Source organism: Clavibacter lycopersici (genome assembly GCF_003576405.1).
Lineage (GTDB): Bacteria > Actinomycetota > Actinomycetes > Actinomycetales > Microbacteriaceae > Clavibacter > Clavibacter lycopersici.
The window spans coordinates 1-7,767 of the sequence record NZ_QWGT01000136.1 but is presented as its reverse complement, the minus strand read 5'-3'; the positions used below and the strand labels follow the sequence as shown (position 1 = coordinate 7,767).

Below are 7,767 nucleotides of genomic sequence, written 5' to 3'. Positions count from 1 at the left end.
TGCGGCCGGCTCGGCGGCGGCAGCGTCTGCGTCCGCGGCGTCCGCGGCGTCCGCCGGGTCCGCGACGGTCGCGAGCTCCGGCGTCGTCCCGGGCGCGACGCGGTGCCTGGTCGCCTGCTCGTACGCGTAGGCCATCGCCAGCAGGTCGCCGTCGCGGCTGCGGGGCGCCGCGAGCTCGAGGCCGACCTGCGCGCCCGTGGACGTGGATCCGGCGGGGACGGAGATCGTGGGGATCCCCGTGTTCGCGCCGACGTCGCAGAACGTGGTGCCCGCCCAGTCCGGCGTCGCGCTGGTGGCGCTCGTCGGCATCGCGAGCGCGTCGATCCCCTGCTCGACGAAGAACGCGTCCATCGCCGCCTTGCCCGCGTCCTGCTCGGCGATCGACCGCTCGTACTCGGGGTTCGGGACGTCCTCGTGGCTGAGGAAGTACGCGATGTCGCTGTCGGTGAGGGCGCTCGGCCGGTCGGCCATCACGTCCGCGAAGGAGAGCACGTCGGCGGGCGCCGTGCGGGCCGCGACGCGCGCCGGCCAGGTCGCGGGCGTCTCCCGGAGGAAGCGGTCGATGGCCGGGCGCATGTCCCGCCAGCCGCCGCTCTGCAGCGTCTGCTCCACGAACTCCTTCGTCAGCGGCACCTCCACGACCTCGGCGCCCTGGGCCTGGAGGTCGCGCACGGCCTGCTCCATGAGGGCGGACGTCTCGGCGAGGCCCGGCTTCTCGGGAGCCTCCGGGATGTCCCAGCGCACCCAGCCGATGCGCTTCCCGGCGAGCGCCGTGGTCGACAGCCCGGAGACGTACGCGTCGGTGGCCTGCTGGTCGGCGATCTCGGTGAGCGGATCCGCCGGGTCGCGCCCCGCGAGCACCTCGGTGAGGAGCGCCGCGTCGGCGACCGTCGTGGTCATGGGTCCCGAGACGTCCTGCCGGGGCGAGAGCGGCACGATCCCGGCGGTGCTCGTCAGGCCCATCGTCGGCCGGAACCCCACGAGCCCCTGGTGCGCGGCCGGCCCGAGGATGGATCCGCACGAGTCGGTGCCGAGGCCCGCCGGCGCGTACGCGGCCGCGACCGCCGCCGCAGTGCCGCCGCTGGATCCGCTCGCGCTCCACGACCGGTCGTACGGGTTCGCCGTGCGGCCGCGGGCGGAGCTCAGCGTGTAGGTCCCGTGCCACGCGAACTCGGACATGTTCGTCTTCGCGAGGATGATCGCGCCGGCCGCCCGCAGCCGCGCTACAGCGGTGGAGTCGGCCGTCGTGCGGTAGTCGCGGAGCGCCGCGCTGCCGGCCGTGGTGGGCATGTCGGCCGTGGCGTGGTTGTCCTTCACGACGATGGGGACGCCGTGCAGCGGACCCCGGATGGTGCCGGCCGCGCGCTCCGCGTCGAGCTCGGCTGCCGTCGCGAGCGCGTCCGGGTTCGTCGTGATGACGGCCTGGAGGCCGGGTCCGTCGGGGCCCCGGTCGTCGTACGCGTCGATGCGCGCGAGGTAGGCGCGGGTCAGGTCGACGGAGGTGGTGGATCCGGCGTCGAGGAGCGCGACCGCGTCCGCGACGCCCAGGTCGACGACCGCGGGGGCGGTCGCGGCATCCGTGGCGGCGTCGGCGGATGCGCGTGCCGGGTCCGCCGCGATCCCGCCGCCCGCCGCGAGGCCGACCGCGAGCGCGGCCGCCGCGAGGGCGCGACCGCCGACGCGGATCCCTGCGCGGGCGCGTCGACGAGCGGGCATGCGGATCCATCCAGACGGGGGAGAGGCGTCTCCCCAGTCTGGGAACCGGGTGTTGCGGGGGCGTTTCCGGCGCGGGACGATCCCGGGTCGTCAGGCGGCCGGCGACCCGGGCCGGGTCAGCGCTGCTTGGGGAAGACGATCCAGAGGATCAGGTACAGCAGCACCTGCGGGCCCGGCAGCACGATGGAGATCACGAACAGCAGGCGGACGAGGAAGCGGCTGATGCCGAAGCGGTCGGCGAGGGCGGCGCAGACGCCGGCGATGATCTTCCCGCGACGGGGACGGATGAGGGTGGCCATGCATCGAGCATGCCAGGCGCGGATGCGTCGCCGCCGGGCTGGCGCCCCCGCGCTGCCGCCCACATGCCACCGCGCGACCTGGGCAGCCCGTGGGAAAGCGCGCATTCCCTCGTGCGCCGGAATTAGCGTCGGGGGATGCGGATCCGAACCCTGCCCCTGGTCCTGATCGCCTCGTCCGCGGTCGTCCTGACGTCGTGCACCGGCCCGGATGAGGCCCCGCCCGTCCCGCTGCCGGTGCCCTCGTCCGTCGAGACGTCGCCGGCGTCGGGGTCCGCCGCCGAGGCCGACACCGCCGAGACCGCGCTCGTCGCCGCGTACCTCGATGCCGTCGCGGCCCGCGACGCCGACGCCGCGTGGGCGATGCTCACGCCGGAGGCGCAGGCGTCGGCGGGATCCCGCGAGTCGTACGTCGCGTCCTTCGGCGGTGCCGGGACCGTCTCGCCCGAGGAGGCCGAGCGGCTGCGCGCCGTCGAGCCCGTCTCGGCGGAGGGGCCCGAGGGCGCGTTCACGCTGGTGTCCGCGGTGGACGGCGACCTCGCAGACGCCTGGATCGTGCGCGAGACCGACCAGGGTCTCCTGCTCGACGACCACGTCGTCCCGTCGACCGGCGCGACGCCGTACGAGTGGCGGAACCCGGCGGCCGGACCCGAGGAGTCCGCCGACCCGGCGCCCGCCGTCGACACCTCCCGACCTCTCTCCGTCGCGTTCGCCGCTCCCGAGGACGGCGCGGACGGCGATGGGCTCGTCGGCTACCCGGACACGGCGTGGGCGTGGATCGACGGCGTCGAGGTGCCCGTCGCGCTCGCCGCCGCGGGATCCGGCCGCCTGCTCGAGCTCGACACCTCGGCCTGGACGGATGATGACGAGACGCCGGACGCGGTCACGCTCGTCTGGCAGGTCGGCGGCGACTCGCCCGCCTGGCGCAGCACGACCGTCGCGGCCTGACGGCCCGCACGGCGCGGACATTCCCGACGGCTCCCCGAGAGTCCTCGACGAAGGCTTTGCACCCAAATCCATGGTGCGATACTCGAACGGACGAGCCGGGGCTCGGCGTGTGCTCGCGGTGCCGCGGGTCGCGGGCGATCCCGCTCCGCGCCGCCGACGCCCCTCCGGACCGGGAGGAGCCCATGGACCAGCACCGATCGGAGCTGCCCGCCGACGTCGTCGCCGCCTTCCACGCGGCGCGCGACCGCACCGCGTGCCTCGGCCTGCTGCTCACCGCCCTCCTCGGGTCGACCTCGGCGACGGGTGCCGCGGTCGTGCTGCCGCGCGCGGCCGGCGTCGTGTTCGCGGGGGACAGCGGGCCGGTGCTCGGCGCGCTGCTCGAGACGCCGGATCCCGCCGACGCCGACGACGTGCTGCGCATCCCCCTGGCCGACGGATCCGATCCCCGGCGCCACCCGGCGGGAGCCGTCGCGCTGCACCGCGCCACCGGCCCCCTCGACGCGCACGACCGTGCCGTGGCCGCCGAGATCGCCGTGCACGCGCGCGTCGCGCTCGCCGCGTGGGACGCGACCGACGACCTCGAGCGCGGCATGGAGTCGCGCACGCTCATCGGGCAGGCCCAGGGGATCCTGATGGAGCGCTTCTCCCTCGACGCCGACCGCGCGTTCCAGGTGCTCCGCCGCCACTCGCAGGACGGCAACGTGAAGCTCGTCGAGGTCGCGCGCCTGGTCGTGCAGACGGGGGCGCTGCCGAAGGTCTGAGCGGATCCGCAGGCACCCGCCCACGAGCGCCGCCGCGACCGCCCGCGTCAGGCCGAGCGGCTCTCATGCCGTGCGGCGGTCGACCCGGCTCGGTCGGATCGGCGACACGGCGGCCAGCGGCGCCACCTCCGGCAGGGCCTCCGCGTCGCCGCGGGTCAGCTCCGCCCGCAACGCCCCGAGGATCCGCGCGAGCAGCCGCGAGACCTGCATCTGCGTCACGCCCAGCTCGGCCGCGATCTCCGACTGGCTGCACTCGTCGACGAAGCGCAGGTGCAGGATCCGCCGGTCGCGATCGCTGAGCACCCCGCGCGCCGCGTCCAGCAGCACGGTGCGCTCGGCGCGCGCGTAGCCGGGGTCGTCGGTGCCGATGGTGTCGGCGAGGGAGGTGCCCTCGTCCTCGTGCACCGTGAAGTCGAGGGACGCGGGGCGGAGGCTCGAGTGCGCGGCGAGCGCCTCCCGCACCTCCTCGCGCAGGTGCCCGGTGTGCGCGGCGAGCTCGTCGTCGGTCGGCGTGCGCCCGAGCCGCTGCGTGAGCGCGGGTGCGACCGCGAGCAGCGCGTGCCGCAGCTCCTGGACCTGCCGCGGCGGCCGCACGACCCAGCCGTTGTCGCGCAGGTGCCGCTTGATCTCGCCCGAGATGGTGGGGATCGCGAACGACACGAAGGGCGCGCCGAAGCCCGGGTCGTAGCGGCGGGCGGCCTTGACGAGGCCGAGGTAGCCGACCTGGCGCAGGTCGCTCCAGTCGTGGGCGCGGCCCGAGTGCTGGCGGGCGAGCTGATCCGCGAGCTCGAGGTGGTCGAGCACGATCTGGTCGTGCAGCCGGCGGCGTTCGGCGTCGCCCGCGGGATCCGCGGCCACGGCGGCGGCGCGCACGAACCGGTCGTGCGTCACGCGGCGCTTCTCGTCGCGGGCCGCCGCGACGTCGGGCGAGAGGGGCGTCGCGCGGGGGAGGGGCGCCGTCCGCGGGATCGCGGGAGAGGATCCACGCGGGGCGGGAGGTGCGGCGGCGAGGGCGCGCGAGCGCAGCGTGTCGGTCACTCAGGACCCTCCGGTGATGGGACGGATGCGGCACGCTGCTTGACCGCTCCTCCAGAGAAGCACTGCTCCTCGTACCTGCCTAGGTCCTCCGATCACTTCTCCTCGGCGCTTCTCCCGCTTCTCCGCGAGCCGGGCGTGTCGAGGCCCCGCGCATCCGCACCAGGACGGAGCAGCGCCCTCGGACGGGGGCGCCGCCCGCCCGCCGGTAGGCTCGATCCCCGTTCCCCGAGCCGCCACCACCGAACGGACGCCCCATGAGCCTGTTCCGCACGAAGAGCATCGAGTCGTCGCTGGCCGACGCCGCGGGAGGCGAACGCAGCCTCACCCGCTCCCTCGGCACCTGGGACCTCATGCTCATGGGCGTCGCGGTCGCGGTCGGCGCGGGCATCTTCTCCGTCGGCGCGAAGGCCGCCGGGAACTACGCGGGCCCGTCGGTGACGCTCGCGTTCGTCCTCGCCGCCGTCACGTGCGGCCTCGCGATCATGTGCTACGCCGAGTTCGCCTCGGCAGTGCCCGTCGCGGGCAGCGCCTACACGTTCACCTACGCGACCATGGGCGAGCTGCTCGCGTGGATCATCGGCTGGGACCTCATCCTCGAGATGCTCACGGCTGCGGCCGTCATCGCGAAGTACTGGGGCATCTACCTGGAGTCGGCGCTCAAGCTGGCCGGCCTCGACATCCCCTCCACCATCACGGTCTTCGGGCTCGGGATCAGCTGGGGCGCCGTGCTCATCACCGCCATCTTCACCGTGCTGCTCGTGCTCGGCACCAAGCTCTCCAGCCGCGTCTCGAGCGTCTTCACCGTGCTCAAGGTCGGGGTCGTGCTGTTCGTGATCGTCGTCGGCGCCTTCTACGTGAAGGCGGAGAACTACTCGCCGTTCATCCCGCCGCAGCGCCCGACCGAGGGCGGATCCGCCGACGTCTGGACCCAGTCCCTCTTCTCCTGGGCGAGCGGCCAGGAGCCCACGCAGTACGGCCTCTACGGCCTGCTCGCCGGCGCATCGCTCGTGTTCTTCGCGTTCATCGGCTTCGACGTCGTCGCCACGAGCGCCGAGGAGGTGAAGGACCCGCAGCGCACCCTGCCGCGCGGGATCTTCGCGGGCCTCGCGGTCGTCACCGTCCTCTACGTGCTCGTGACCCTCGTGCTCACCGGCATGGTCCCGTACACGGTGCTGGCCGACGCGGACGAGCCGTCGCTCACGACCGCGTTCACCGCGGTGGGCGCCGGATGGGCGGCGCAGGTCATCTCCATCGGCACGCTGCTCGGCCTCACCACCGTGCTCATGGTGCTGCTGCTCGGCCTCGCCCGCGTCGTCTTCGCGATGAGCCGCGACGGCCTGCTGCCGCGCGGGCTCAGCCGCACGAGCGCCAAGCGCCGCACGCCGGTGCGGGTGCAGATCATCGCGGGCGTCGTGGTCGCGGCCCTCGCCGGGTTCACCGACGTGGGCGTGCTCGAGGAGATGATCAACATCGGCACGCTGTCCGCGTTCGTGCTCGTGAGCATCGGCGTGATCGTGCTGCGGAAGAAGCGGCCGGACATCCGCGCGTCGTTCCGCGTGCCGCTCATGCCGTGGCTGCCGATCCTCTCGGCCGTGCTCTGCGTGTGGCTGATGCTCAACCTCACGACCCTCACCTGGGTGCGCTTCCTCGTCTGGCTCGCGCTCGGCTTCGCGGTCTACTTCCTCTACGGCCGGCGCCACTCGGTGCTCGGCCAGGAGGAGGCGCGGATCGCCGCGGGTGGCGAGCCCGCGCCCGAGCTGCCGTCGGCGGCGACGCCGCGGGACTGATCCCGCTGGTGTCCGCGCCTCAGGTCTGGCAGCGCGGGCACCAGTAGGTGACCCGGTCCTGCGCGCCCATGCCCGGACGCACCGGATCTCCGAGCTGGCCCTGCAGGATCCGGGTGCCGCAGCGCAGGCACGGCTTGCCCTTGCGGCCGTAGACCCAGTCGGTGCGGCCGCGGCGGAGGTCGCCCGTGGTGGTGCGCTCGATGCGGTCGCGGTTGGCGCGCATGGTGCGGCGGGCGAGCGCGACCATCGCGGGGAGGTCCGGCACCTCGGCGACGGGCCGCGTGGGCAGCACACCGCGCAGGAAGCAGAGCTCGGCGCGGTACACGTTGCCGATGCCGGCCGCGTTCCGCTGATCCAGCAGGGCCAGCCCGATGGGCCGCTCCGGCTGGGCGGAGATCCGCCGCACGATCTCCTCGGCCGCCGCGTCGCCCCAGTCAGGGCCCAGGATGTCGGGGCCGAGGTGCCCGACGACCGTGTGCTCCTGGTCGCGCGGGATCACCTCGAGCACTCCCAGCGAGAACCCCACCGTGACGCGCTCCGCCGTCTCGAGCACGACGCGCGCCTCGAACGCCGGCCGCCGCCACGCGGTGCCGTGCTGGTAGATGTGCCAGGAGCCCTCCATCTTGAGGTGGCTGTGGATCGTGAGGTCGCCGACGCGGTGCAGGATGTGCTTCCCGACGCTCACCACCTCGTCGACCTCGCGCCCCGCGAGGTCGAGCGTCGCGTACTTCGGCACGCGGAAGTCGCTGCGCGTGAGGACCTGGCCGCCGATGGCCTCGTGCAGGTGCGCGGCGGTGCGGTAGACGGTGTCGCCCTCAGGCACGGGCGGATCCCGTGCTCGCGGCGGCGCTCACGACCGCATCCGCAGCCCGCGCGGCGTCGCCGAGAAGCCGTGCTCCTGGAGCGCGGTGCCGAGCGGCGTGCCCAGGATGAAGGCGCCGTTGACCTTCTCGATCGCGAGCTTGGCGACCCCGCCGCGCCGCACGATCCCGCCGAGCGACTCGGCCGCCGCGCGCACGACGGCCTCGTCGTCGTCGAAGAGCAGCACGGTCTTGCCGCCGCGCTCCACGTAGAGCACGAGCTCGCCGTCGACCAGCACGACGAGCGCGCCCGCCTTCCGGCCCGCCCGGTGCCCCGTGGGCCGCTCGCCGCGCGCGTCGACGCTGCCGGACTCCGCGACGGCCGCCACGGCGTCCTCGGCCGGATCCCCGGGACCGCTGT

At 74.5% G+C, this 7,767-nt stretch carries 8 protein-coding genes; 3 read left to right on the top strand and 5 right to left on the bottom strand.

Going from position 1 to position 7,767, the window contains the following annotated elements:
• Both DZG00_RS10020 and DZG00_RS10015 read right to left on the bottom strand, forming a co-directional pair.
• Positions 1-1,716, bottom strand: a 1,716-nt coding sequence (locus DZG00_RS10020; protein ID WP_119455584.1) for an amidase family protein, incomplete at its 3' end; no start/stop codon positions are given.
• A 116-nt stretch (positions 1,717-1,832) separates the two neighbouring features.
• Positions 1,833-2,015, bottom strand: coding sequence for a PspC domain-containing protein (locus tag DZG00_RS10015; RefSeq protein WP_119382310.1), 183 nt, complete (start codon positions 2,013-2,015; stop codon positions 1,833-1,835).
• Between the two features lie 135 nt (positions 2,016-2,150).
• On the opposite strand from DZG00_RS10015, the gene DZG00_RS10010 reads away from it, so the two are divergent.
• Both DZG00_RS10010 and DZG00_RS10005 read left to right on the top strand, forming a co-directional pair.
• Entirely contained in the window at positions 2,151-2,960 is an 810-nt protein-coding gene (locus DZG00_RS10010) for a hypothetical protein (protein WP_119382311.1), read from the top strand.
• 182 nt (positions 2,961-3,142) lie between these two features.
• On the top strand, positions 3,143-3,721 hold the full coding sequence (locus tag DZG00_RS10005; protein WP_119382312.1) for an ANTAR domain-containing protein: 579 nt from the start codon (positions 3,143-3,145) through the stop codon (positions 3,719-3,721).
• 63 nt (positions 3,722-3,784) lie between these two features.
• Here the strand turns inward: DZG00_RS10005 and DZG00_RS10000 are convergent, their stop codons facing one another.
• Positions 3,785-4,759: a sigma-70 family RNA polymerase sigma factor gene (locus DZG00_RS10000; RefSeq protein ID WP_119382313.1), complete on the bottom strand. Its 975-nt coding sequence runs from the start codon at positions 4,757-4,759 to the stop codon at positions 3,785-3,787.
• 254 nt (positions 4,760-5,013) lie between these two features.
• On the opposite strand from DZG00_RS10000, the gene DZG00_RS09995 reads away from it, so the two are divergent.
• Positions 5,014-6,546 carry an amino acid permease gene (locus DZG00_RS09995; protein ID WP_119382314.1) on the top strand — a complete coding sequence of 511 codons (1,533 nt, stop codon included), beginning with the start codon at positions 5,014-5,016 and terminating at the stop codon, positions 6,544-6,546.
• 19 nt (positions 6,547-6,565) lie between these two features.
• Here DZG00_RS09995 and DZG00_RS09990 read toward each other — a convergent pair whose 3' ends face one another.
• Together DZG00_RS09990 and DZG00_RS09985 are read right to left on the bottom strand one after the other, a co-directional pair.
• Positions 6,566-7,369, bottom strand: coding sequence for a DNA-formamidopyrimidine glycosylase family protein (locus tag DZG00_RS09990; protein ID WP_119382315.1), 804 nt, complete (start codon positions 7,367-7,369; stop codon positions 6,566-6,568).
• 27 nt (positions 7,370-7,396) lie between these two features.
• Positions 7,397-7,767, bottom strand: a 371-nt coding sequence (locus DZG00_RS09985) for a hypothetical protein (protein ID WP_147359966.1), incomplete at its 5' end; no start/stop codon positions are given.

Coding starts and splice junctions, on each gene's coding strand:
- DZG00_RS10015 (WP_119382310.1), bottom strand. CDS start 2,015: ATGGCCACCCTCATCCGTCCCCGTCGCGGGAAGATCATCGCCGGCGTC.
- DZG00_RS10010 (WP_119382311.1), top strand. CDS start 2,151: ATGCGGATCCGAACCCTGCCCCTGGTCCTGATCGCCTCGTCCGCGGTC.
- DZG00_RS10005 (WP_119382312.1), top strand. CDS start 3,143: ATGGACCAGCACCGATCGGAGCTGCCCGCCGACGTCGTCGCCGCCTTC.
- DZG00_RS09995 (WP_119382314.1), top strand. CDS start 5,014: ATGAGCCTGTTCCGCACGAAGAGCATCGAGTCGTCGCTGGCCGACGCC.